Annotated in this window: 28 protein-coding genes and 1 pseudogene; 22 read left to right on the top strand and 7 right to left on the bottom strand. The window is 49.7% G+C overall.

Annotation, left to right across the window (positions count from 1 at the left end; genetic code table 11):
- Positions 1-6: 6 nt before the first annotated feature.
- The 5 genes from IPK17_RS35915 to IPK17_RS35935 are packed head-to-tail and all read right to left on the bottom strand — an operon-like array spanning position 7 to position 4,970.
- The gene (locus tag IPK17_RS35915; protein WP_343422529.1) at positions 7-621 is read right to left on the bottom strand and encodes a pPIWI_RE module domain-containing protein; all 615 of its coding nucleotides are present in this window, start codon (positions 619-621) and stop codon (positions 7-9) included.
- A gap of 2 nt (positions 622-623) precedes the next feature.
- Positions 624-1,055 (bottom strand): hypothetical protein, encoded by a 432-nt coding sequence (locus IPK17_RS35920; protein WP_343422530.1) that lies wholly within the window; start codon positions 1,053-1,055, stop codon positions 624-626.
- A gap of 32 nt (positions 1,056-1,087) precedes the next feature.
- The gene (locus IPK17_RS35925; protein ID WP_343422531.1) at positions 1,088-3,895 is read right to left on the bottom strand and encodes a pPIWI_RE_Z domain-containing protein; all 2,808 of its coding nucleotides are present in this window, start codon (positions 3,893-3,895) and stop codon (positions 1,088-1,090) included.
- Positions 3,896-3,897: 2 nt separating this feature from the next.
- Positions 3,898-4,386, bottom strand: coding sequence for a restriction endonuclease-related protein (locus tag IPK17_RS35930; RefSeq protein ID WP_343422532.1), 489 nt, complete (start codon positions 4,384-4,386; stop codon positions 3,898-3,900).
- Complete coding sequence (locus tag IPK17_RS35935) at positions 4,305-4,970, bottom strand: pPIWI_RE_Y domain-containing protein (RefSeq protein ID WP_343422533.1); 666 nt, start codon at positions 4,968-4,970, stop codon at positions 4,305-4,307. The genes IPK17_RS35930 and IPK17_RS35935 overlap by 82 nt, the downstream gene beginning before the upstream one ends.
- Before the next feature lie 304 nt (positions 4,971-5,274).
- Between IPK17_RS35935 and IPK17_RS35940 the strand changes: the two genes are divergently transcribed.
- From IPK17_RS35940 to IPK17_RS36040, 21 genes and pseudogenes are all read left to right on the top strand, one after another.
- Positions 5,275-6,039 carry a metallophosphoesterase family protein gene (locus tag IPK17_RS35940; protein WP_343422534.1) on the top strand — a complete coding sequence of 255 codons (765 nt, stop codon included), beginning with the start codon at positions 5,275-5,277 and terminating at the stop codon, positions 6,037-6,039.
- A 20-nt stretch (positions 6,040-6,059) separates the two neighbouring features.
- Positions 6,060-6,446: a hypothetical protein gene (locus IPK17_RS35945; RefSeq protein WP_343422535.1), complete on the top strand. Its 387-nt coding sequence runs from the start codon at positions 6,060-6,062 to the stop codon at positions 6,444-6,446.
- Between the two features lie 50 nt (positions 6,447-6,496).
- Complete coding sequence (locus IPK17_RS35950; RefSeq protein ID WP_343422606.1) at positions 6,497-7,876, top strand: AAA family ATPase; 1,380 nt, start codon at positions 6,497-6,499, stop codon at positions 7,874-7,876.
- Complete coding sequence (locus IPK17_RS35955) at positions 7,848-8,318, top strand: hypothetical protein (RefSeq protein ID WP_343422536.1); 471 nt, start codon at positions 7,848-7,850, stop codon at positions 8,316-8,318. The genes IPK17_RS35950 and IPK17_RS35955 overlap by 29 nt, the downstream gene beginning before the upstream one ends.
- A gap of 32 nt (positions 8,319-8,350) precedes the next feature.
- Positions 8,351-9,061: a hypothetical protein gene (locus IPK17_RS35960; protein ID WP_343422537.1), complete on the top strand. Its 711-nt coding sequence runs from the start codon at positions 8,351-8,353 to the stop codon at positions 9,059-9,061.
- On the top strand, positions 9,045-9,737 hold the full coding sequence (locus tag IPK17_RS35965; protein ID WP_343422538.1) for a hypothetical protein: 693 nt from the start codon (positions 9,045-9,047) through the stop codon (positions 9,735-9,737). Before IPK17_RS35960 ends, IPK17_RS35965 begins: the two co-directional genes overlap by 17 nt.
- A 47-nt stretch (positions 9,738-9,784) precedes the next feature.
- Positions 9,785-10,483, top strand: coding sequence for a DNA double-strand break repair nuclease NurA (locus tag IPK17_RS35970; RefSeq protein ID WP_343422539.1), 699 nt, complete (start codon positions 9,785-9,787; stop codon positions 10,481-10,483).
- Positions 10,473-10,877 (top strand): DNA double-strand break repair nuclease NurA, encoded by a 405-nt coding sequence (locus tag IPK17_RS35975; protein ID WP_343422607.1) that lies wholly within the window; start codon positions 10,473-10,475, stop codon positions 10,875-10,877. The genes IPK17_RS35970 and IPK17_RS35975 overlap by 11 nt, the downstream gene beginning before the upstream one ends.
- A complete protein-coding gene (locus IPK17_RS35980) occupies positions 10,877-11,476 on the top strand; it encodes a DUF8166 family protein (protein ID WP_502749800.1) in 600 nt (199 codons plus the stop codon). Before IPK17_RS35975 ends, IPK17_RS35980 begins: the two co-directional genes overlap by 1 nt.
- A gap of 114 nt (positions 11,477-11,590) precedes the next feature.
- On the top strand, positions 11,591-12,667 hold the full coding sequence (locus tag IPK17_RS35985; protein ID WP_343422541.1) for an ATP-binding protein: 1,077 nt from the start codon (positions 11,591-11,593) through the stop codon (positions 12,665-12,667).
- Positions 12,668-12,723: 56 nt separating this feature from the next.
- Positions 12,724-13,119 (top strand): ATP-binding protein, encoded by a 396-nt coding sequence (locus tag IPK17_RS35990; RefSeq protein WP_343422542.1) that lies wholly within the window; start codon positions 12,724-12,726, stop codon positions 13,117-13,119.
- 37 nt (positions 13,120-13,156) lie between these two features.
- Complete coding sequence (locus IPK17_RS35995; protein WP_343422543.1) at positions 13,157-14,956, top strand: ATP-dependent nuclease; 1,800 nt, start codon at positions 13,157-13,159, stop codon at positions 14,954-14,956.
- Positions 14,957-15,005: 49 nt separating this feature from the next.
- The gene (locus IPK17_RS36000; protein WP_343422544.1) at positions 15,006-15,326 is read left to right on the top strand and encodes a hypothetical protein; all 321 of its coding nucleotides are present in this window, start codon (positions 15,006-15,008) and stop codon (positions 15,324-15,326) included.
- Positions 15,326-16,219 (top strand): hypothetical protein, encoded by an 894-nt coding sequence (locus IPK17_RS36005; protein ID WP_343422545.1) that lies wholly within the window; start codon positions 15,326-15,328, stop codon positions 16,217-16,219. The genes IPK17_RS36000 and IPK17_RS36005 overlap by 1 nt, the downstream gene beginning before the upstream one ends.
- A 615-nt stretch (positions 16,220-16,834) precedes the next feature.
- Positions 16,835-17,368, top strand: coding sequence for a hypothetical protein (locus tag IPK17_RS36010; RefSeq protein WP_343422546.1), 534 nt, complete (start codon positions 16,835-16,837; stop codon positions 17,366-17,368).
- A 98-nt stretch (positions 17,369-17,466) separates the two neighbouring features.
- Positions 17,467-17,949 (top strand): XamI family restriction endonuclease, encoded by a 483-nt coding sequence (locus IPK17_RS36015; RefSeq protein WP_343422547.1) that lies wholly within the window; start codon positions 17,467-17,469, stop codon positions 17,947-17,949.
- An 8-nt stretch (positions 17,950-17,957) separates the two neighbouring features.
- A pseudogene (locus tag IPK17_RS36020) lies at positions 17,958-18,426 on the top strand (XamI family restriction endonuclease).
- On the top strand, positions 18,423-18,590 hold the full coding sequence (locus IPK17_RS36025; RefSeq protein WP_343422548.1) for a hypothetical protein: 168 nt from the start codon (positions 18,423-18,425) through the stop codon (positions 18,588-18,590). Before IPK17_RS36020 ends, IPK17_RS36025 begins: the two are co-directional and overlap by 4 nt.
- Before the next feature lie 66 nt (positions 18,591-18,656).
- Entirely contained in the window at positions 18,657-19,175 is a 519-nt protein-coding gene (locus IPK17_RS36030) for an Eco57I restriction-modification methylase domain-containing protein (RefSeq protein WP_343422549.1), read from the top strand.
- Between the two features lies 1 nt (position 19,176).
- Entirely contained in the window at positions 19,177-19,422 is a 246-nt protein-coding gene (locus IPK17_RS36035; RefSeq protein WP_343422550.1) for a hypothetical protein, read from the top strand.
- 69 nt (positions 19,423-19,491) lie between these two features.
- A complete protein-coding gene (locus IPK17_RS36040) occupies positions 19,492-20,010 on the top strand; it encodes a hypothetical protein (protein ID WP_343422551.1) in 519 nt (172 codons plus the stop codon).
- Between the two features lie 20 nt (positions 20,011-20,030).
- Here the strand turns inward: IPK17_RS36040 and IPK17_RS36045 are convergent, their stop codons facing one another.
- The gene (locus tag IPK17_RS36045) at positions 20,031-20,336 is read right to left on the bottom strand and encodes a hypothetical protein (protein WP_343422552.1); all 306 of its coding nucleotides are present in this window, start codon (positions 20,334-20,336) and stop codon (positions 20,031-20,033) included.
- Between the two features lie 270 nt (positions 20,337-20,606).
- On the opposite strand from IPK17_RS36045, the gene IPK17_RS36050 reads away from it, so the two are divergent.
- On the top strand, positions 20,607-22,610 hold the full coding sequence (locus IPK17_RS36050) for a recombinase family protein (RefSeq protein ID WP_343422553.1): 2,004 nt from the start codon (positions 20,607-20,609) through the stop codon (positions 22,608-22,610).
- Between the two features lie 1,842 nt (positions 22,611-24,452).
- On the opposite strand, the gene IPK17_RS36055 is transcribed toward IPK17_RS36050, so the two are convergent.
- A complete protein-coding gene (locus IPK17_RS36055; protein ID WP_343422554.1) occupies positions 24,453-24,941 on the bottom strand; it encodes a hypothetical protein in 489 nt (162 codons plus the stop codon).
- Between the last annotated feature and the right edge of the window lie 50 nt (positions 24,942-24,991).

The raw sequence follows: 24,991 nt of genomic DNA on the forward strand, positions 1-24,991 counted from the left end.
TAATAGCTATAAAACCATAATTGCCCCTTGTAGTCTAGGTGTTTGCAATGGCGGCCAGCTAATTAATCCAACTCCTTTTCCACCAGGATCTTTTGCAACCTGAAAAAAGAAGAGAGGATTCCCGCCAATTGTAAGGGATTGTCCGACAATACGACGCGCCAAGAGATTGGGCAACAGATCATAGACTGCTTCATTACCAGCTTTAGCTGTTCCATTTGGATGTTGTGTCCAATCGTCCAATTGAATCACCTCTGGCTGCCACTGCAAATCAACGACCTGAGGTAAAGAAACAGTATCAAGGTTATGAGCATGCATCCAAGCATTTAATATGACACGTATCGCCTTTGAATCGATACTTCCAGGCGCAGCGCGTAACCAATTCTTTCCTAACTGTCCCGCATAACTGTCAATTGAGTAAACATCAGGCAATATCAAACGTACCAACCGATTAAGATCGTCAACTGGTAGACTCTTTGCTTTTGGTTTCTGCTGTTGAAAGGCAACGAGTACCTCCTCCTTGAAATCGTTAGGAAGAGCAAGTCGTTCGTATTGAACCTGCATCCCTTCTGCATTTGGAATAATCTCGAATGAGAGAGGTTGGATACTTGTATATCTCGGCATGTTTATACTTCTCCTATTTGAGATAGTGCTTTATAAAACGGCTCGTAGAGTGTTCGAACCAGCACACGTTCAAGGGGATCGACTTTGCTTTGCAAATCAAAGTAAGGAGCAAGCAACCGTTGCATTTCAACCAACAAGCCTGGCTGAACTAACATGGGATCGCTCTCTTCGTCGTCAGGTTCAACACGCTTGCTTTTGAAAGCCGCATCGACGAAATATACTCTTGCAGGGCTTCCGCCACGAACAAGGCGTCCGACAACCTGCCAGATCGTGACAATTTGGGTCCACGTCACGCCATCCCGTTCAGCAACGGGTAGGGTGCTGTAAATCCAAGGCAAGCGTAACCAATGTCGCCAAGTTGCATATGCTGCATTGCGGAATTCCTGACCTGACTCTAGGATATCTTTTCCCCAATCCTTCATTCCATTCGCCATTGCCCAAGCATTGATAGCTGAAATAGGTAAGTTCAGGTCATCGGGACGTGGATGGGGCGCACTAGGAAGTATGCTGCACCGATAGCAGCCTGTTTATTCTCGTTAAGGATATTGTGACCACGTTCAATGGCGAGTAATGGTGCAGTCAAAATCCATCCGTCGGTTTCAGCAAAGCGATTGACCTGACCACGCTGGAGAGTTGCCTCACTTCCCATCCAGCTATCAATTGGGCTATCATCATCACGCACAAGATTGAAGACTTTGCCACGCCAGTCGGGTCGCATTTGCTCCAGCATGATTCGCACTGCTTCCGCTTCTCCATAGCTTCCAACGAGTAGTATCAAGCGTTGGCGTCCAACGGGCAAGCTATCGCGCTCCTGCTCGAAACGACTAGGTTCCGTTCGAGATGGTCCGGTCGGTTGTGTGTAATGAACAAGAATCTTTTGCAAGGCATCATGTCGGTTGGCATATGATGTGCCACTGACAGAAATAGGTCGATTAAGCTTTTCATCTACAACTGGGGTATATCTAAATCGACTGTTCTTCTGAATGGCGTCAAGTTCTTGTTGCGGCGCGTGTAGAATACCGCCAATAGGGTACTGAATGTGATAGAGTGGGGATGTTCCAGCCCAAGATGTACCGGACAACAATAGCACGTTTGGACCAGAAATACCTTCTGCTTCAAACAAACGATGAAGATTTAAGAGCCACCAGCGTCCTACCCCCGATATGCGAAAAAATCGCAGAATACCTGCTTTTTCGGACTCTGTTCCTGTAAAATACTGGAAAGCCAGCACGTTACCCATTGGTGCAGGTGGGATCACGGCATCGTAATCTTGTGGAGGGTTGTAAAATAGAGCGGTATTGTTGTCTTTCAGCTCAAGTGGAATCTTGACCTGCTCCCAATTTTTGAGTGAGATAGTCGACCCCCAACTTACGACACTTACAACTAACGCAAATGCAAAATGGGTTGCCCACCTAGACCATTTTTTATCGTCTGCAACTGCTTGCGGGAATACTTCACGCAACTCGGTTTGCAACTGACGGTCAGTTTCACTCAAACTTGGTTCCGTCAGAAGCGCACGCACAATATCGCGCAGTCGTTCTGTGAACGCGTCATCGTCACTGCGGCTGTCCACAGGATTGCGCACAAATCGGTTGAATACGCCCATCAACTTGGTATAGGTTTCATCAGTGTTTTTCTGGCTGACAGACCAGTCTGCTATGCCAAGAATTTCGCTGACGAGTGCCTCCCAAACAGTCCAACCGGTAAAATAATCCTGTTGTAACCGTGCAAGTTCGGTCTTTCGTTGCAGAAGAAGGACATATAGTTTATCAGCCGCCATCTGGGTGCTGCGTTGAACAGACATCCACGCTTCAACATCTCGCGTAATCAGTGTCTCGCGTCCCCGTCGTCGAATTTGCTCTTCAACGGCACTTGATAATTGGTTCAACCAAGGGTCTACACCTGTCCCTGCAAGTATTTCGCTGGGGCTAAACACTGTGTCAAGTTGCGTTTGAACCCGATCAGCTTCATCGACAAGAATCAGATCGCTTCGGCGCGAGACTAATTCGCCAAATCGCAGAGACTCTTCGTTGATCTGAGCTGCAACTCGCGTATAAAGCAAACTGGCAGGTGTAGCTACCCAGATTTGCGCTTCCGGTAAATCACGTTGTGTTTTGTGAACGCCACATATGTTGTAGATGGGGCAGGCATAATATTCTGGCGTGTCATCATCAAGCTGCGCGGTTTTTTCTAGACGATTGCAAGGAAATTGACGTGGATCGAGCAAGGTGGGTCGGGTGCTAGTGCCGTTTACTGCACAGACCGTCCCCAACCACTGGAAACTCGCATGTTGGGGTTTGAGCGGCACATCCGGGTTTTGTTGTGACTCAACACGATGTAAGCGATTGAGATGTAAAGTCCGATTATAGCCGCCAATCACAGGTACCGCATTTAGCCCTATAGCAACAAATAGAGCATTCCACTCGAGTACGTTCACGACATCGCCAAGTACAACTGTTACATGGAGACCATTTTGAGCAGCCCACACAGTAAGTACCTGCATCAATGTACTTTTTCCTGAACTGACCATACCAGCTAGGTGTAATAGCCCATCAATTCCCAATGTGGGGCTGACACGCATTTCGCCGTGTTCCCACAACGTGAGCTTTATTCGATCTAGCCGCTTCCAAAAGTCATTACCGGGCATTAACTTATCCATTTGTCCCGCTGTCTCAAGCAACTGTTCCCATTTAACCTTAAGCGATTTACGTTTGGGTTTCGGAGTTAAGTTGTGTCCTTGTGGCAGAGGTTTTACCCAATGAGATGGGATAGTAACATCCTGATAACGCTGACCATTGCGAAAGGCATAATTTCCTGCCTTCGCCCATCGTACAGGTCGTTTTTGAAGGGGCGGTGACTTTTGAAGTGTCGCATGATATAGGTCAAACCGCCAAGGAGCCACACTTGTGTCGTGTCGTTGCAGCGCGCCGTTGGATAGGTCATATCCACGTATGTACTTTGGCAATTGTTGATACCATCGCATTGCCTCGTCCCATGCGTAAGGTCCTCGAAAATACGGAAGTAGGTGTCGCGCAACTGCAAGAGCATACCTCTGTTCCGGTTTCCAGTTTAGTTGTCGCACTGCCTGTAATGTGTAGCCAGTTAGCAATACCCACAACGCATCAACAGGCTGCGCAGGTGCCAACACTTCACAGGCTGTTAGCCCTAATTCAATTTCACATAAACGTCTTGCGGAAAAACTTGGAGTCTCTTCATTCCAACTTTTTTTCAGTATCCTGCTCAATTCCGAGTGCCACTCACCGATATTCCGCATGGTTAACTCACTTCCAATTTTTTGCGCACTTCGCGCAGAAACTCTCGTCGCATTAATGCTTTCGTCTTTGGTGGTCGTTGCCACTGATTTTCAAAAGCTCTTCGATAGTCTGAACGTTGTTGCTTGCGTTCATCGGGGAAAACGTAAAACGCCTGATCCCACGGTGGTTTTTGCCGCAGCGCTCCGGCTTGCCGAGCCAACCGGAAAGGGTTTGTCCAATCTTTGACATCTACAGCCCACACTTCCTCATTTATCATTATCCGCAAATCATATGCATCGAAGTTGGGCCACATTTCAACATTTAACCCCATCTTTTCCAGTGCATCTTGTAATTCGATCTCTGCGAGACCCGGCTGAGCAACATATCGGCGTAAACCACCTGTTAACCAGAGTACACCAGAGTCTGCTTCTATCGTATTGCCGACGACCGTACCACGTAACCGACAGCGCTCATTCTCACATTGGAAATCACCGCCTTCGACTCGTAACAAGAGACCACCACAGTGCTTACAGAGTTGAAAAATACCATCCTGAGCTGCACTGAGGGGGGCTGCCTGTATGCCTCACCGAGTTCTCCAGCTAATAGGCGTAATGATGGCTCCATTTTCGCTTCCTGTAAGCGCATGGAATCGATCACTGGCTCACGAATGAGCAGTCCTCGGAAATTACTGTATGCCTCTGGTTGCTGCGCTTTTCGACAAATTTCCATTACTTTTGGCAACAATTGTTCCTGTTCATAAGCATCTGCACCCTGTTCATGGACCCACTGTAGACAGAAATTTGTCGGTAGCCCGCGATCCATTAATCTGTCGGTTGGTTCAGCAAATTCCTCGGGAAAATCTAGTTCCCACATCATTAACGGTTCGTGTGCCAAAGCAAGAAAGTCCTGAAGCCCGCTGAGCGGATACAAACCCGCATTGACTTGGACAGCAGCAAGCTTATGCATACCCTGCTGCAATGTTTTGGGGTAGGGGCTACGAACTGAATCACCTCTCAGTGTTTGATCGTGCAGTTCCACCAGCCCGCTCGCCAGAAACACGATCATCCGTTCTAGTTCTTGTAGGCTTTCTGTCATTGCTGCCCCTTATCATGATAATTTTGCTGAATTTACATGCGAAACTCTACTTCTACTACAGCAAGAAATAAATCGAGTGTGTGTCACACCCTTTTGCCGAACTCAGAACCGCCCCGAAAAGAGTTTAGCCGTTTCCCATTTGCCAGTCCCGAAACTTTGACAGTACGACACATTCAGATAATTATTATTATATCAAGTTAGTTAAATAAGCCATTGAATGCAACATCAATAGTATTGCATAGCCAATCACGCTACAATAAAAATTGCTTGCCGGAATTGTTTTACTCTTGTCGAGATTGATACTATGAAGTTTGTTCACGCAGCGGATATTCATCTCGGATACCGACAATACAACCACCCAGAGCGTTTTAAAGACTTTGGCGTTGCATTTCAGAAAATTGTCAACTGTGCCGTAGAAGAAAACGTTAAAGCCTGTTTGATTACTGGAGATTTATTCCATAAGTCCAGTGTTGACCCCTCAACACTTATTCAAGCTGAAAACGGACTAAAAAGGCTCCAAGAACACAACATCAAAACCTTTGCTATATCAGGCAATCATGATCGTCCTAGATATGGGCAGGTAAAAACTTGGCTGGACTACCTCGCTTCGCGAGAATTGCTCGTTCTACTCGAGACATCTGAAGACAGGAAATTCGTCGTTGAAGGACAGAGTTATATCGACCTCGACGGTGTGCGTTTTATTGGGATGCCATGGTATGGTGGTTCCACGCGAATTGTGCTAGAAGCCATAGTTGATGAATTATCTCATCTCTCATGGTCCGGTATTCGCTATAGTGTCTTGATGGCACATACAGGCATTGAAGGTCAGATGCTCGATATGCCAGACATGTTGCGATTTGAAGATGTAGAGCCACTGCGCGAGCACATTCAGTATCTTGCGCTCGGACATCTCCACAAACCCTATGAAGCTCCCGCCGATTCTCCTTGGATTTACAATCCCGGTGCTGTCGAAAAAACAACAGTTTTGACGAAGCACATTTTGGCAGTAAAGGTGCATTTATCGTCACAGTCGATGATGATGGTAAATCTGAAGTCAGGAAAAGGGTGATTTCCGGACGACCCTTTCGAATGGTTGAATTCCCCATTACTCGATATGCTGATTTCGATACCTTAGTAAATCGGTTACGTGAAGAGCTTGAAGTTGAGAAGAAGGGATGGCAAGACACACAACCACCTGTTGTCAATTTGCTCTTGACCGGTAGCCTAAAATTCGACAGGAGCCGTCTGGATATTGAAGGTCTACGACAGCTCGCTCAAGATAGTCTGGGTTGTTTGCTCGTTCGTATCAATACCCGATTGGATAACCTGGAAATCATTGGTGATTACGATGATGAACTGACTGCCGAACAACTCGAACGTCAGGTCTTGGCAGATATTGCACGTGAAAAAAGGATACGGAGATCGTTCGGAGCAGTGGGGACAATTCTTACGCGGCATGAAGCAGAAAGCCCTTAGTAATGAGCCTCCCAAAGATATCTATCAGGCATTCTTGAGTTTTCTTGCTGATGATGCGAAGGGAGACGAATGATGTTTATCGAAAAAATTACTCTTCAAAACATCAAAGCTACGGTTCAACGCCTACAACGATTGAATTCAAAGAAGGTATCAACCTTATCACGGGTGCAAACGGTGCCGGGAAATCGACGATTCTAGAGGCAATTGGCTTCGTCCTTTTTGATGCCCTGCCGTACAGTCAATCCGATTTTGAACGGCGTGGCAAATCTGGGACAACAAAGATCACTATCCGCTTACATAGCGCCTATGATAATCGGGTTTATGACATTGAGCGTGCCATTCCTGCTCGATACAAGGTCATTAATGTTCAAGACAATATCGACGAAGGTATTCAATCCAAAGAAGATTTACTTGGATGGTTATGCCAGCATCTCAAGCTTGAAGGTCAAGAAGATTTAAAGCCGCTCTTTGAAAATACGGTTGGTGTACAGCAAGGGACAATCACAGCAATTTTTCTTGAGAGCGCCAGGGGGCGCAAGGCGACTTTCGACTCATTGTTACGTGTTCAGGATTTCGAAGGTGCCTGGAATGAATTGGGCGAAACCAGAAAACATATCTTAGACCTGATTAACAATAATGCGAATGATATCGCCCGCAAAGAAGGACAAATAGAACACCTCCGCGATCTAGAAATCAGCGTCCAAGCCACCCACACCGACATAGCGGCCAAACAGGATGAATTCGAAGAACTTGTAGCTAAACTCCAAACTCTGAAAATCGCTCTGGAGCAGCTTGATCAGCAGAAGCAGCAATTAGACATCCTCAATCGCCAAATCGAACAGGCGAACAAAGATATTCAGCATCTGCAAAAGAACCTGATAACTGCTCAGGATGACTTTAATAACTCACAGGCAGCACACGAAATTGTTATCGAAAACGAGGAATTCCGTCGGTTGCACAGTGAGGCAGTTGAATGCTTAAAGGGATTAGAAGAACAGCGCAAACAGCGGGATGAACTCATCGAGAACAAGCGAATAATCGAAAAGAAGATCGATACCACCAAACTGCAAATTGAACAAATTGAAAAAGACCTAGCTGAAGTCGAAACTGCCGAAGTACAAGTGATACAACTCGAACCACTGATTCAAAAGCAGGAACATCTGGAGCATGAGCAGACGCAGAGTCTTGAGAAGCAGAAAGAACGAGCTCGCCTTCTGGATCAGGGGACAATTGATGAGCAAAAGCGCGAGTCTCTTGAGTCCGATTTGCAGGAACTCCGCGAAAAAGTAGGGGAGCGTAAGCAGTTAGCCGAACAGGTTGAACAACTTCGTCAGCAAGAAGATCGTCTGACAATCCAAATCAATGAACTCTCTGCCAGACGATCTCCACTCGAAAAGATATTTGAATCGGCTCGGCAGATTTTTTGGTAGTGCGGACAAACGTTTCGAGGAATACAAGCGGTTACAGGAATCAATCGAGCAGCAAGAGGCAGCACTAGAAAAGTCCGAGAGTGAACGTAAGCAGATTAGTGCAGACCTCGCGAAGCGCGAGGAACTTGATAGCCAAATCAACGATCTAGATGAAAAAACTACTCAGACGACCGGCGAGAGAGCAGTCGCTGAAAGTTCTCTAGCACGTATTGTCGGTGATCTTGACGAGGTTCGCCAGATGCGTGAGATGATCGGTGAAGAAAATGCTGTATGCCCGGTTTGTCGTCGTTCGATGGATGGTACAGCACACACAGAAGCCATTGACTACTACGAGACACAAGAGCGAAAGCTCAATGATGAGCGACAGCAAACCGAGGATACCATTGCCCGACTGACAGTCCTTCTCAAAAATGGGGGGCAGAAAAAGCATCATTTGAGATAGAACGAGATGCACTGGCGAACCAAGTTGCGCTAATGGGTATCGACAAGAAGATCACAAGTCAAAGGCACAGTCTCGATCTACAGGCTTCATTGGGTCAAATAGAAGATGCACCGCAGTCCTTTGCCTATGCGGAAGTTGCCCTAAAAGATGCAAGTGTCGCTCTCGATCAGCACAACAGCCATATCAATGAATTAACCACTGATCGTACAGACAGAATGCAGCAAATCGCTCACCTTAACGGGCAAATTGCTGATCTCCCCTCACAGGATGAACTTAAGCATCGAGAGGGCGAGTACATCGTGCTCGTTGATAAGATCACACATAGCAAAACACGCCTGAGCGAACTCTCAGGTATTGATAATGAGGTAAAACGGCTGAAGACCGAACTCGACACCTTGGACAATCCGCGTGAGAAGCAGGCGATAGCTCGGAGTAAGGCAAATAAGCGCGAATCACTGGAAAGCCAACATCAGGAAAAACAAGGGGCTCTTGCTTCTGCACAGTTAGTAATTGAGGCAGTCCAAGAAGAGGTACAAATATACGAAAATCTTGATGACGATCTGGATTCTTCGCGTAAACAGCGTGACGACACTGCTGAAGGTCATAAGCTTTACATCGAGAACAAACAGATTGCCGATCTGCTGAATCCGCGTGAAACTCAGTTAGCCAAAATCAGGGCTGAACTGGCAGAGGCTACTAGCAACTGGGAGGATCTCGTTCAACAATATGACAAACTGGTTTGAAGATTTCAATCTGGAGAAGTACGAATTTTCCAGCAAGAACGCAGACCTTGATACAAAACAAACAAAACTTTCTACACAGATCGAAAGTCTGAAGGAGCAACTCTCGAAAGCGGAGGAGGAAATCAAGAAATTGCGTGCCATCGTCGCACAGATTCAAGAACTTCAGGCGACTGGTGAGCGACTAAAAGAAGAACAGACAACTTTCGAGTTCGTGAGAAAGAGTATTCGTAAGCTGGCCCGCGTATTCGAAAGCGTAAAAGTTCAGATTGTTTCAGAGGTAGCGGCGAACTACTTCAGCGAAATCATCAACGACTTCACGATGCGACTTTACTGGGGTGCCGATGATTGCGGTATCTATCTCGAACAGAGCGGTGAATCGCGTCCCTTCAGTGTGTTATCCGGTGGTGAGCAGATGATTGCCGCCCTGTCAGTTCGCCTAACGCTGCTGACACAAATGACCCGTATCCGCTTAATTTTCCTTGACGAGCCGACCATCAACCTTGATGAAAACCGACGCATACAACTTGCGGAGCGTCTCAGCCAGATTAAGGGACTCCAACAGCTATTCGTCATCAGTCATGATGATACGTTCATTGGAGAAAGCAATCACATAATCAATGTTACAAAGGAAAATGGTGTAAGTCGTGTGGAGATGAGTCATGCCGCTATATATTGATCGTGTTAGTAGCGTCCTACACGAACATGCGGGAAACCTTCAAGCAGATGGAAGCTGAGACAAAGCTTGAACTTGATGCGCTTCGAGCCTCTCTTGAGCAGTTTAAAGACATGGATCGGGCTAGAGTCGAAGAGGCAATTTCAGACGTTGCTAAGCCGGGATCACGTCCCACTGATGAGCAATCAACTCAACCTATGATCCTGCCGTTTCAAACTCACTGGCAACATCACGCTGCTGCCAGAGCATGGGCAGCTGAAAGACTGATGAATGTAGTGACATTTGCGGCTGATGGTTCTCAAATAACACCGGCACGCGAAATGTCAATCCAAGTTGGGTTGGTTCAGATTAGTTGGTTCATGAATCCACATGCTAGCACGTTGACTTATGAAAAAGATGTGACGATAGAACTGCTGACACCACGGGAATTCGATAATGCAGTGGATAAGGATTTACAGCGTGAGGTGGAATGGCGACGTTTCAATGGAGAAGTGAGGGCTATTGTGCGGTTTTTGGAATCCAACCGCGGAAAGAGTGCTCTTGCCTTCTTCGATGGATCCTTTATTGTGTCTTTTGTGGGCGGCATGCAACCTGAACGTCAGCAGCAATACACAAATGCAGTACAGTATCTTTTGACAAAATCTGAAGAAACACGAGTGCCGCTCATTGGGTTTATTGATAACAGCTTTTCCTCAGATGTTGTGACGTTGATTCAGCACGCTGTAGGGGCGAACCCGCATTGTCCGTAGCAGTGATGCACTACTCCTGCGTCAACAAATGCAGTGGGGAGATCGCAGTCGAGTTTACTTCTGTAGCCGCAATGATGAAGTGATTGACAATGATTATTATGAGCAGGTTTGTATCACATACCTAAAGACAACACGTGATAATGCGCCTGCGCGTATCGAGTTTCCACGTTGGTTATATGAAGACAACACATATGAATGGGCACTGGACATTGTGCGCGCTGAGTGCATTGTGGGATTGGGGTATCCCTATCCGCTGGAAACGGCTGATGCAACGGCTGTTTTGACAATGCAAGATCGTGAACGCTTTCAACGGATGTTTCAGCAATTCGCGGAACGTGAAGAAATTCCCCTACAATTTAGTCGAAAATCAATGAGCAAACGGGGTCGGCGCTAATGTGTATTCTGGGGAAAATTGTTAAGTCAAACTCGCACACGGACTATGTGTGCCAAGTAGTTGGTCAAGGTGAAGCGGAATACATTCCGCAAAACACCGATTATGCGTTTGGGACTTTTGTGAGGATCGACATGAACGATCACGGTAATCGCTATCTAGTGGGTTTGATATACGATACTGTACTGTTGAACCCAGATTTCGGACGGTTAGGGCCGCGACTATCGACAGAAAGCGACTTGCGAATTTTCTCTCCAGACTATTTGAATGAGCGTGCCGTTCTTGTTGGTATTCTGGTTGTTGGGCAGAACGTAGATGGCACTATTCAACAGGGAGTGCCTTTACTGGCGGCTACGAACGAAGCCCTTGTGAGTCAATTGGATAGTGAAACAGTCAAGCAGTTCCACATAGATCAGGGCAAGTTCCAACTTACTTACATGCCCAACTTGATGGGGCAAACCGGATTATTGGCGCGAAATTTGGCGCTTGGCGTTCTACAACAGCTCGGAAAACTAATGCCAGAAAACCAGCCGATACTTCATGCAATTACTGATGATCTAAAGTGGCAACTTCAAATTAGCAGCATGAGGGGACAAGAATGAGTGATGTACTGGCTCGTGTAAAATCTCCGGGTGAGCAGCCCCACACATTCTTGATGGTTACGCCAGACACGGATCAGCGCCTCCGTTTGGGCGAGTTTGTGACATGCAATATGAATGTGGAGCATATTTGCACAAACGATCCTCGCAAGAATTACTGGGCGGCGAGCTATTCGTCTTTATCCTGATAGCTTTCTTTCTGATCCCTCGCTTGATCCGAATACTATCTCAGAAGCAGTGGGTTACAGCGGTACAATCTGTGACCTAAGTGAGCTGACTGCTGAGATTATTGGCTATTACGACGAATCGTTTCGTGATTTCATCAATCCTGGTGTTCCACCTCGTGTCGGTACCCCAGTTTCTTTAGCGGAGAATGATTATCTGTCCCGCGTTCTGAGCCGGGCGAAATCAAATAAACCGGGTTCCGCTACTATGGGTTGGTTATCCAGTCGAGCAAAAGAAGATGTAAATATTGCAATTGATATCGATGCGATTGTGAGCACCCACCTAGCAATTATCGCCAGCACGGGTGCAGGCAAAAGCTATACTGCCAGTGTGCTCGTTGAGGAAATGCTGCACTCAAAGAATCGGGCAGCCGTGCTGGTTATCGACCCTCATGGCGAATACGATACATTATCTCAAATTGCGAATCATCCGCATTTCACGGATGAAAGCTATCGCCCTGAAGTCTCAATACGTAAACCCGGTCAAGTTAAGATGCGTGTAGGCACGCTTCCGATCGGTGATCTGCGCTATTTGCTGCCAAATCTTTCAGATCGAATGGCATATGTTCTTGGCATTGCTTATCAAAATGTGCAAAACCAGAGTCGCCGAGATTATGATGGCGATTCCACTCGTTGGACTATCAATGACTTAGAAACTGCACTTGAGGATATTGCAAACGACGAAGACAATGATTACGGCTCATCTGCGGGTGCGTTAATCTGGCGACTGAATAGTACAATCCAAACTGGTGTTGAACGTGTGTTTGATAATTCTACGCAAACAAGGTTGACTGAGTTGCTCAAGCCGGGTCAATGTACGGTTATGCAGCTTAATCAGGTTGATCAACGTGAGCAGCAAGTAATTGTTGCAAGTTTGATGCGACGCATTTATCAGGCACGTCTCAAGTCAGAGCGCGGTGATGCAAACGAGGATGACGACTTTTATCTCCCTATCCGGTATTCGTCCTAATTGAGGAAGCGCATAACTTCGCCCCCGCCGATGTAAACACAATCAGTACAGGTGTTTTGAAGCAGGTGCTTTCTGAGGGACGTAAGTTCGGTGTCGGTGTTGGACTAATCAGCCAACGCCCAGGAAAATTGGACTCCGATGTATTGTCCCAATGTAACACACAGTTTCTGCTTCGCATCGTCAATCCAGTTGACCAAGCCCGAGTAGCTGAGAGTGTTGAAAGCATTGGACGCGATCTATTGAAAGAACTACCTGCACTGAACAAAGGGCAGGCAATCATCAGTGGTGTGGCAGTCAATACGCCTGTGATCTGCCAGATTCGTAAGCGTTTCACACCGCATGGAGGAGAGGGAACTCGTGCTTCAGAAACATGGCAGGAGTTCTTTAGTGACGAACAGGTGCAGGATCGCAATCGCAACACGGCTTTGCCCAGAGCGCGTCGCAGGGAATAGTTGGAACTCTATCTTCGTAGCCTTCAAGGAATTCGAAATGCAGATCACGTCTGTTCGACTTGTGAACTATCGATGTTTTCGGGATAGCGGGGAAGTAAACCTTAGCAAATTTTCCGTCCTGATAGGACGAAATGATGGTGGAAAATCATCCTTTCTGAAAGCTATTGATAAAGCTTTGAACCAAGACGGCACTTTCGAAGCTGACGACTGTTGGTTCGAAGTCGTAAATGGAGAACAACAACGATCTGAGACTCTTGAAGTCTATATCAAATTCGAAACCAGAAACTTCGATAAATTTCATGTTAGAACGACTTATTCTAGGATAGATAATGTTATTCTTCGCCACCTAGAGGCTCAGATAGTCGACGAACCTGACTTAAATAGGGACTTCACACAACTGAAAAAGACAGAATTACAAGGGCTCTGTAGTCGCTTTGATATTGAGTTTAAAACTTCAGATACAAACCCTACACTAATCGCGGAATTAAAGAACTATAGAGATCGATTACCCAAGCGTGATGGGTGGATACAACTGCCTAATGAGGTAGCAAGTTCATTGCCTAAGGTCAATTTGTACGCATCTGTTGAAGAGACTGGTCCTGACAAAGTAATCACGGATAACCTAAACAAGTACTTCAGGAACGAATTATTAGATGGACACCAAAAGGCTCTAACCCACGTGCGAGAGGAAGTGGAAACTGCTCTTAACGCTCACGCAAAAAACACCATGTTACCCGCTCTATCCACACACTGTAATATCGTCCAGGCTGTATCTATTAAGCTAGACGAATCGTCCTTCACCGCGCTAAAAGTCAGCAAAGTACTCATTACCCAACCCGATGGAAAAGAGATTGATTGGGCACGAATTGGGTCAGGTAAAAAACGTGAGATGGCTCTAGGGATATTTCGATGGGAACACGAGATGCTCATAGATCAAATTGAGGATCAAACTAGCGAACCCACACCTACTGTCGTCCTATTTGATGAACCTGATGTGAACCTAGATTATGCTGCTCAGCGTTTGGTGAATGAATTACTTCAGGATCTTGCAGGAAAATACCCCACCACTCAAGTTATTGTGGCAACACACGCTGTTAATATCATTGATTCTGTTTCTGTGGATTGCATTCGCTTTTTTGATAACGCTGAGTATCGCCCTTGGCGGTTTGAATATCCTGTTGAAGAAAACGAGCAGCTCGAGAGAATTCGTCAATCCATAGGACTCAGCAATAGTGCTTTATTTAACGAAAATTTGATTGTTGTAGTTGAAGGGCCTACCGAAATGGCTGCTATTCCCAGACTGTATCAACATGTTACGGGGAAAATGCTTATTCTGAGTGGTGTCTATTTGATCAATGGCTTGGATTGCGAACAAGCTCTAAAGCTTGGCACACTACTGCGAAAGAGTGGAAAAAAAGTCATTGTGTTGTTGGATAACGATACAAAACAACGTAAAAAACTGTTCCTACATTGTGAAGATGCAGATTTCAAGGTAAATGTGCAGCATCAATACTCATTGAAGGTAGATGATGATCTATTCTTTGTGGGCAGTGTTGAATTTGAGGATACATTCGATGATACGGTATGGCACCAAATGTTGACATCTCGTTTTCCGGTCCTAGCGGAAAATGCTTCTTGGGTTACAGATGATATTGGTAGCCTCCGAAACGGAGGAAAATTCTCCGAAGGCATTCAGAACTTAATCGAACAAAAATGTCTTTGGAAACCCGGCAAACCCGAGATTGGGCAATACATTGCAGAAGTAGCTATACAATTGGAAGCTATTCCAGAGTCGCTTAAACTTATATTGAAACACATAGAAGCGAAAACTAGCTGAGCAAAACACCGAAGTCTATATTGGATATGCTTCCTATAGGCAAGGATAGATGATGTCAAACTATAAAAACCTCGATTGGAAGAAGTCGTCGGCGCACATCCGCCTGTTAAGTCAATTCAATAAACCCCACAGCCGAAAACGGGTAGCTCAATATGAGTATCTGACGCACGATCTGAAAGAGAATACCGATCATGCGATCCAAAGGTTTGTAGATAATGGGATGCTGACGCAGCCTACATTGGCTGAGACAATCAAAGCACTCTATAACAAGCCGCCGATTGAAGAAATTCTTCGCAAACATAACCTAAGGGCGATCGGCGATAAATCGCAGTTAGTTGCACGACTCAGGCTCCTGAAGCAGCACAATTGATGGTTGGAGAACACGATTTTTTGGTCTGCTCTAGCGAGGCTTTAGCTTTTCTCGCAGTTTATGAGCAAACGCGGAAAGATGCGGAAAAAACAGTGAAAGAACAAGCATTTTCTGCACTGCTAAATTCAGATGGAAAACAAGCATACAAGGTTTTTACAGATTTTCATCGCGCCTATGGCAACTCTGAAATGTACGGTGGAGGCAGTTACTACGCTGAAGAAATGGAAATAATCCTCCATAAAGAATCGGAGCTACTTAAACACTTGAGTGAACGTGACAAAAAATATCTCCGTGCTGCAACTTGTATGCCAAAGCTGTGGCGGGAAGAAGCACCTTCAAAATGGTTGCCTGAGGATTTCTCAACAAGCTATGAAGATGGTGAAATTGCGTCCAATTTACTAGCAAAATATGCTGAGATTCAACATCGGGTTAGCGATGCTTCTAGCACTGACAAGTTTCATATTGTATTTGATCCTTATGACGTAGATTCGTGTGACATCTGCCGCAAGCTTGATGGTCGAATACTAACTGTACGTGAGTTGCCAGAACTCCCCGATCTGCACTGCCATAGTAAGAAGGGATGCCAATGTGATATTCGGCATCATTGGGAAAGCCAATATAAAGATTCTGAGGATGAGGATGATTTCAATGACGAAGAAAGTGATGGCGCGATTAGTCGTAGCGGGATTTCTATTGATCTCACTGACCTGATAGAACTAGATAGCCTAGAAGAACTTGTTTCTGAGCAAGTACATAAGTATATCAAGGAGAGCATCGAGATCACGCTTGATCCTTTGTCAAAACTGCGCTCTCTCAAGCAAATGCAGGAAGAAGGGCTTATTACAACCGATGAATACGAGGCCACAAAGCAACGTATCTTAGCGAAGATGTAAATCACCTCCTTTCTCGCACAACCGCCGGCGCGGCGACCGTACAGCGCGTGACCCCTTCCTATCAACACCGGCAGGTAGTACGCTGCCCCATCCCTGCGGACGACCACCGAACTACCTGCCTAAAAGCCTCCCCCTACAACCGCTATCTATGAAGCGCCGACCTCACCGGGTCGGCTTTTTCGTTTGACAGCTCTTCCTGCGCTGTTCCCGCGTGCATGAGCGGTTGCGCTCAACGCGCTGGCAGATTCCAGCTTGAGAGGGAGTGCTTCACCATGACTTCTGAGTTCCACAGCAAGATTCGCCCGTATCCGCGTACTGCCGTTTATCCGACCGGTTGGGCGGGCGAGATGACGTTCCAGCAAATCTATGACGATCTTGCCCACTACGCCTCCAACGTGATGAAGAACTTTGGTGTGTTCGAGGATGAGATGCCCGACTGCTTGCAGTTCGGGTTCATGGCGCTGTGGGAAACGCTCGTTGATCAGCGTGAATTCCTCGCGGAGAAATCTCGCAAGCAGACCGTGTTCTTCATCTTGGCGCGCTGCAAGATTTCAACGATCCGCTACCAAGCGAACCAGTATGACACGGTGGGCAGGGTGGGCGACCGAAATCGACATGCGGATCGACATCGAGCGCATCATGCACAAGCTGGCGAACAAGTACATGTCGTCAACGAAGCATCTGGTCGCGCTGTACTACCATACAACGCAGGTGGGCAAAGAAGCCGCCGCAAATATCGTCACGACTGATGTGCGGCGCTGGTATCAGCGCTATGGCTTGTACGTCCAGCAGGAACTCCAGTATGAGTTCGCCGAAGTGTTCCTCGAAGCGCACACCTACCCGCCACCGGGGTTGTTCGAGCAACCGGTCGAGCATCCCAATCACGGGCGATTCACATCGCCGTATCACTGGCGCGAGCAATACAAGCACGGGAATACTGCTCCTGCCGAGGCACTGCTGGAGCAGTACCGGCACACGAAATGTGTCTCGGTTGCGCTGCGGGCGCAGTTGGAAGGAAAAACGTACCGCCAAGCGGCAATCGACAATGGCTACAGTCCGGCATCGTTCCCGAAATACATGAACGAGCGGCGCGGCTTAGGGGATGCGTTGTGCCGCGTGAGCGCGAAATCAGTCTTGGCTGAGACGTAAACTCAGCCACACTTTTGTTTTGCGAATTCCTGCTCGGTAGCTTACCCACTTCTGTGATAAACTTGTTCTAAACAACACGGATGTTCACACCAAGGTCGATGGATTTAGATGGCGGTAACTTAGACAAGCCGCAGCGATGGAAAGCGGATACGCAGCTCTCAGTCGATGACTACAACCGCTGGTTTCTCGAATACGCGCCGATCACCTACCGCGAAACCCGCGCTCGCGCCACGCTCTACGTCGAAGACATACTGGTGCGAACGGATAATCTGCGTCGGTTAACGAGTAATCTGCTGTTTCAGCATCCTGATGCTCTGGAGATGCTGCGTATGTCAACTTCTCCCCCAATTGCGCGAGATCGGTTAGTGGGACTGGCTCAAGTGTCCAAAAGCCTGATCGAGAATATGGAGCGTCACAAACGTTTGTCGCCAAATCTCGCTGAGGCACTGGTGCGAGAGCAGCTTGAGCGCATAACAACCGTCATCAGTCACCTTATTGACCGTGACATCTTTATCTGGTTCAACGGTGATGGCGACCCGACGGTCGAGGATGTGAGACGAGCATCTACCTGTCGTAGCTGACCGGTTGTGTGGATGCTGACCGATCCCTGATCCGCAATGCACAAGAGAAACGCCAGTTGCAGCGTATCACCCAGTGGCTTGAAAGTCGCGGTTATACACCGTCCGAAGTCCGCAGCTTGCGGCAAATGCAGCCCGGAACGTTCGCGCATCGGGTCAATGTCGCTGCGATACAGGAGGGGAGTATTGTTGTGAACATTCCCATCGATACCGTGATCATGCCGCTGTCGGCGGCAGTTGGTGAACTTCCCCTACTGGTTGAAGCGAAATCGGCAGGCGACTTCACGAACACCACCAACAAGCGGCGCAAAGAGGAAGCGACCAAGATGCGCCAGCTTGCAACGCTTCGGGGAGCAGGTGCGCTTCATTTTGCTGTTGGGCGGATACTTCGACAGCGGCTATCTGGGTTACGAAGCCGCTGAAGGGATCGATTGGGTTTGGGAACACCGAATGGATGATTTAGCGGAGTTTGGGTTATGACGCTGGATACGCTGCGGCAGCTTGAGGTGCATCGGCTTGAGCTGCAAGCGGAACTGGACGCTGCCAAGTCAAAGCAGGAGCGGAATCAGCTTGGTCAGTTCGCCACGCCGTCGCGGCTTGCAACTGCGATTCTGCAACAAGCAGAACATCTTTTTACCCTATGATCAGACTATTCGTTTTCTTTGATCCCGCAATTGGCACCGGAGCATCTATATCCCGCGCTGTTGCAAGTGTTCCCTGAACCGCGCATTGATGCGGCACGCGGATACGAAATTGACCCGCATTATGGGGAACCTTCACGACGGTTGTGGCGGGATCGGCGCGCAGAGATTGTCATCGGCGATTTCACCCGAGCTGTACCCCCAGAACGAGAAGCAGACCGGTTTAATCTGCTGATTTGCAATCCGCCGTATGTGCGCCATCATCACCTGCAGCCGGATGATAAGAAACATCTGCAGGCACGAGCAGTACATAGTTTTCAGGCAAAAATAAGCGGCTTGGCGGGACTGTACGTTTATTTTGTCGGGATTGCTCGCGCTTGGCTGCAAGAGGGCGGACTCGCAGGGTGGCTGATCCTGAGCGAGTTCATGGATGTGAACTACGGCAGTGCGCTGCGTCACTATCTCACATCACAGATCACGCTGCTCGAAATCCGCCGATTCGACCCGCTCGATGTTCAGTTTGATGATGCGCTCGTATCATCGGTCATCGTCTGGTTTCGTAAGCAGAAGCCGCGGACGGATCGATGAAGTGCAGTTCTCGCTCGGTGGCAGCCTAGAGCAGCCGAAAGTCCAGCAGCAAATTGCGCTCGGTGCGCTGCGCCAAGAGGCGAAGTGGTCACGGTTTCCGATGCGCAGTGTGCGCTTCACCAATAACTCAGTACCACGTTTCCGTGAATTTTTCGAGATCAAGCGAGAATCGCTACCGGCGCGAACGAGTTTTTCATCTTGGATGCGGAACAAATCCGTCAGCATGAGCTACCCGCTGAGTTTTTAACGCCGATTTTGCCCAGTCCACGCTATCTTTGAATCAGACATGGTAGCAGCGGACGCTTACGGAAATCCCGTGATCAAGAGACCACTCTTTCTACTCGACTGCGATTTGTCTGAAGATCAAGTGGAGAGGCAGTATCCAACGCTTTGGCGCTATCTCCTGTCTGGGATTGCTCAAGGTATCTCGAATGGCTACCTGTGTCGGCATCGGGCTCGTTGGTATGCACAGGACAAACGCGCGCCAGCGCCGTTTTTGTGTACGTATATGGGCAGACCGTCCAATGGACATACCACCAATCCATTTCGATTTATCCTGAACCTTTCGCGGGCGGTTGCACCGAACGTTTACCTCAATATCTACCCTAATCGGATGCTTGCGGCTGCTCTTATGGAAAAACCTGACCTAAAGCGTGCGATCTGGGAATCGCTGCAAGGGATCACAGTTGACAGACTCATCGATGAAGGGCGGGTGTATGGCGGAGGGTTGTACAAGCTTGAACCCAATGAATTAGGCAATCTTCCAGTCACTGATGTTTTTGATTGGCACCACGAGTTTCTGGCGATGACTCCCCGGCAAGAAGCGCTTTTCTAGTGCATTGCTGCTTGTTCAGTTCATCTGATGCGGTTTCGAAAAATCGATGTTTTGTGGTCACCAACTATTTGCATGGTGTGCCAGAACTGCCTCATGTTAGCCTCAAGTGCAGAAAAACCGGAATCGTCCAGCAAAAGCTGTAAAATTACCAGCGCCGACTGGAAGATTACCAACCCTAACCTGTAAGATTCCGGGTTTTTTACGATCCCACTTTGATAAGCTGAGTTCATCTGTAAAACCCGGAGCAAACGATGAACCGGCTGCACGCCATTTCTCAACAACTGAATAGCACGACGGGGTGAACATCGATGCACGATGAATTGCACGATACACCTCCGGCACCGAAGAACGCATCAATCTGGTGGATGTCTGCCGCCAGATCATGCGGATTGTTGCACGTTTGGAAACTCAGTCTTATACTGACGATATTGAACGCCAAACCGAGGTGGTGGACTCGACGATCCGGCTGACCCGGCGAGTGATAGTCACACTGCGCAGGGCTAGACGCATTGTATCAAGCGCCTTGCTCTTGCCGTCCATTCACGGGAGCAGGGCGTTTTGTATTGGAGGCAAACAATGAAAAGGAGAACTGAATCATGCCACGCCCATTGAAACGCCCTGAACAGCCGATTGACCCGTACAAGGCACAGCCCTTGCCGTTGGGTCGTCCGGCAGCCGTCTACTACCGCCAGTCGTCCGAAGGGCAGATTGGCAACATCTCGACCACGCTCCAAACCATCGACATGATCGAGCATCTGTTGGATCGCGGTTGGTTACGCGAGAATGTTCACATGATTGATGCCGATGCCGCTGTGAGTGGAACGAAGAAGATTCGCGAGCGCAAAGGCATGACGCAGCTCATGCAGATGATCGAAGCGGGGCAGATTGGATTAGTTGCCGCGCAGGATGTGGATCGTTTCTTCCGCGATGTGACGATGATTGAAACGAATCTCTTCATCGAGGCATGTCGAGCGCACAATGTGCAGGTGATGACCCCGCGCATGGTCTACGACTTCGCTCATCCGATCATGGGATCGTCGCATATCAAGATGTTCCGCGAGGAAGCGCAGCGCGCCGCCGATTATCTCGAATACCAGATTCGGGGGCGTTTGGTGAAGGCACGCCACAGCCGCAGCGCCGGGGGCATGTGGTCGGGACGGAAGATTCTCCCCGGTTTCATGGTGGACTGCCGCGCCAAAGTGAATGAGCAGCGCAATCCCGACTTTCGCAAATACAAACGGTTTGACCTCTACGCGGACGTGATCCTGCGCTACTTCGAGATTTTCCGTGAGAACAACGGCAATCTGCACCAGACATGGCATCAGATCAACGAACACGGTCCGTACTTCCCCGATATTCCAGAGGGCGCGGTTCCCGAAGGCTTTAAGGCGACAGATCATCTCAAGCGGCGTTCGCCTTTCACCAAGGGTCTGACTCCCTCCCACACGGGTTTGACCTACATGCTGGTCAACGTCGCGTATATTGGACATTGGATTCACATGGGAGCGGTCGTGCAGTGGAACAACCACGAGGCGATCATCCCACTCGACCTGTTTATGTACGCCTACAACCGCCTGTCACCGACCGACTTTCACGGCGAGCCGAACCCGAATTATGTCCCGTATCGCCCCTGGATCCGCCACGACAAAGCCGAGCGGCGTACCGTCACGCCGCCCACCTATTCTGGTCTGATCTTCAGCGACGATATCCCGCACCTCCCACACAAACGCTTGGCGAGCTGCTGGAACACCCATGCAGGCAAATATCAGTATCTGTTGTACGAGTATCATGTGCGCTCGAACATCTGGAACATTAAGGCTTTCATTCTCGATGCGCTGATTGACGAAATGCTGTTGGCGCGGCTGCGCGACACGACCATTGATGAAGCGGCATGGGCGGCGGCGCTGGCGAGTTTTGAGAACGTGGATCAATCCGAGGTGAGGCGGTTAAAGGCAGCGATCCGGCAGGCGGAGACGGCGAAAGACAACATCATCGCCAGCTTGGGGCTGCTCTCCAATGCCGAGATGGTCGCCCGCGCTCAGGCACACTTCGAGAAAGCGGACTACGAGATCGCCAATTTGCGTACTGAACTCGCGCGGATTGAGTCGGGTAAACAGCGCTCGCGCTCACTGGTCGAGGCACGTCCAGCTTTGGAACTGGTCATCGCCCGGTGGGACGATGTGCCAAGCGAAGAAAAGCGGGCGCTGTTCGAGGCATTCGCCCACTACATCAAGGTGACGAAGGTGACGCGGCACACGAAACATGTGACCGTATTCTGGCGTGACGGCAGCACCTCAATGCGCAGTACCACTCACAAATGCAATGGATACTTCTGGGATGAGCCAGAGCTGGAAGCCTTACGCGCGATGATCGACAGCAACGTCGATCAGTGGCGGATTCTGCGGGAATTCCCCGATTATACGTGGCGGTCGCTGCAAGAACGCTACGCCTATCGCTACGGCAATGGTTATTATCCGAAGCACTATGCGGGGAAGAAACCCTATAACCGCTTTGCCCGGTGGCAGGATACCGCAGAGTATCAGGCAGAAGTGAATGCGTCACAACTAGCGGCGAGTGATTGCTCGATTGATCGATCATGACCGCTTTTTTTCTGCGGGTACGGAAGGTCTTGGCAGCTTCGATCAGGAAGTCCAAGAGCGACGGATGGCGCATCAGACGGTAAACCTCATCGACAGCGATGATGCGCGGTTGCTCGTCGATCAGGCTGTCGCGGCGGATCGCGCTCAAGACTTGCGTGTACGCCAGCGCTTGCAGGATCGGGTCGCCTTCCAGTTCGTGGAACGAGAAAACGCGAGGACTGATCCAGTCGCGTCCGCCGCGCGTCAGATCGACATTGGTGGTGCCGTTGAGAAATGCCGACCACGGTCCCGATCCGGTACACAGCCCGGCGATTTCGTCAGCAAGGTCGCGAGCGATAGCTTGCATGGCGGGCTTATCGCCCAGACTCCCAAGCACATCGCAGACCGTCTCACACGTCGGCGCGAGGTCAGGCGTGACCCGATTTAGGTCAGGGAAACCGCGATAGAGTGTCTCCAGCGCCTCGCCAAGCAGCCCACGTTCGAGATTCTCGCGCTGTCCGCCGGAGAGCTGCCGTCCCAACACCGTCTCGTACAGCCGCGTGGTGTGGCTGACCTGTTCCAGCAGCGTCGGAAACATTACATCCTGCGGGTTGAGCTTGGTCGCCTTCGCACTCAACACATACCACGGTAGCCCGAAAGCGTCAGCGATATGCCGCCCGTGACCCATCGGTTCGAGGAAATCGAACGAGATGCCGTTCTCGGCATACTCGCGCGTCAGGTAGCAGTTGAGCGCGAACGTTTTGCCGTAGCCCGACTGCCCGACCCACACTTCATGCGTGGCGCGTTTGTCCCGCCACGAGTTGTGAAAGACCGGATACGCGCCGCCGACCGCCTCACCGCGCAGCACCCCATCGGTCGTCGAGAGCTTGCGATAGCCAAGCGGTGCGAGCATCAGCGCCAGTTCGCGTGACGTGACCGTCCATGTCGTCGTCGGCAGGTTGATGTCCTTCGTCCGGCGGGCGGTGAAAAACTCCACGGCCCGCGAGAGCAGTTCACCCATTTCTTGACGGAGCGAAAACCACGCTCGCGTCTCATTGATCACGGCGGCGACACGCTCTTTCAACATCTCCAGATCATCCGCCGCAACGGCGACGGCGATCTGCACCAGATGCAGAGCATCGCCGTTATTGATTTCCCCAAGTGCCCGGCGGCAGTCGGCGACGCGCTGCACCGAGCGGCTGTCCTCGCCACGCACGCCCGCCAGATGCACCTGGTACGCCTGAATGATGCTTTCAATCGCGTCAATGGCGGCATTGCGGTCATAGGTCTTCGGGATGTCCACCGCCAACGCCAGCGGGAAATTCAGCCGGAGCAGGGGCGGTAGCGGGCGAAAGAAATTCCACGTCGCCGGGGCGAATTCGTAGCTGGTCAGCACCGCCCAGTAAGGACGACCACCCGGACGACCGGATGGCGCGAGATGCCAGAACGGGCGGTCGCGTAGTTCGTACTGTCCTTCGAACAGCGCCGGGAATGCGCCTTCGGTCACGGGCGTGTCAAAAGCGGACGACAGTCCACCGGCAATGGCACGTGGATTCTGGTCATTCCACAGCACCATCCCGCACAAAGCACGCTGATATTCCGCCCCGGCATTCATGCGCTCGTACTCGCGGCGGTATTCGATCAGCAGGTCACGCCGCTGCTCGTCGTCGGTCTGAATTTCTGCCTGATCAAGCGCCACGATCTTGGCATCCAGCGTGGCGGGCATCTGCCAGCACAAGAAACGTGCTTCACCGGACAACGTGCGCAGCCACGTCGAGAAGCGGGCTTGCAGTGCAGAGACGCCTTCCTCAGTCGCGTGCAGCATGATGTCGAACGGTTCGATCAGAAACGTGCGAACACTGGTCACAGCGCCTCCTCTTCCAGCGGTGATCCTTGCAAAGGCGATCCCACAAACACCAGCCCGTCGCCGCGATCTAAGTCACGAGCGCGGGCGAACGTCACCCACTCCGACAGATCGACTTCGACCAATCCAGCAGGCGGTGCAAACAGACGGTGTCCATCCAGCAAGGCGGCATCGGTTGAAAGCGACAGCATTCTCGCTACTTCCGCCGCCATTCCAACGGGATTTTCAGCCGCCGCGAGCAGAATCGAGCCGCGCAGGTTAAGCCAGAGGCGCATCCACAGTGGCAGCCCGCCGCGCGGCGCGGTCAACGCGATCAGCAGGATCGCCACGATAATGCCGACCGGAATAGCGATATCCGGCAGCGCAAAGCGGCACACGGTGTACGTGAATCCGCCCGCTATCCCGCCGAACAGCAGCCGCTTGAACGGGATACCGCCGAAGCCTTTTTCATCCCGGCTCAGGATGTGCGATTTAAAGTCTGCTGCCATGCAGTCTCTCCATACAAAACGGCGCGGAGGCAGACGACTACCCCCGCGCT

This window comes from Candidatus Flexifilum breve (assembly GCF_016713355.1).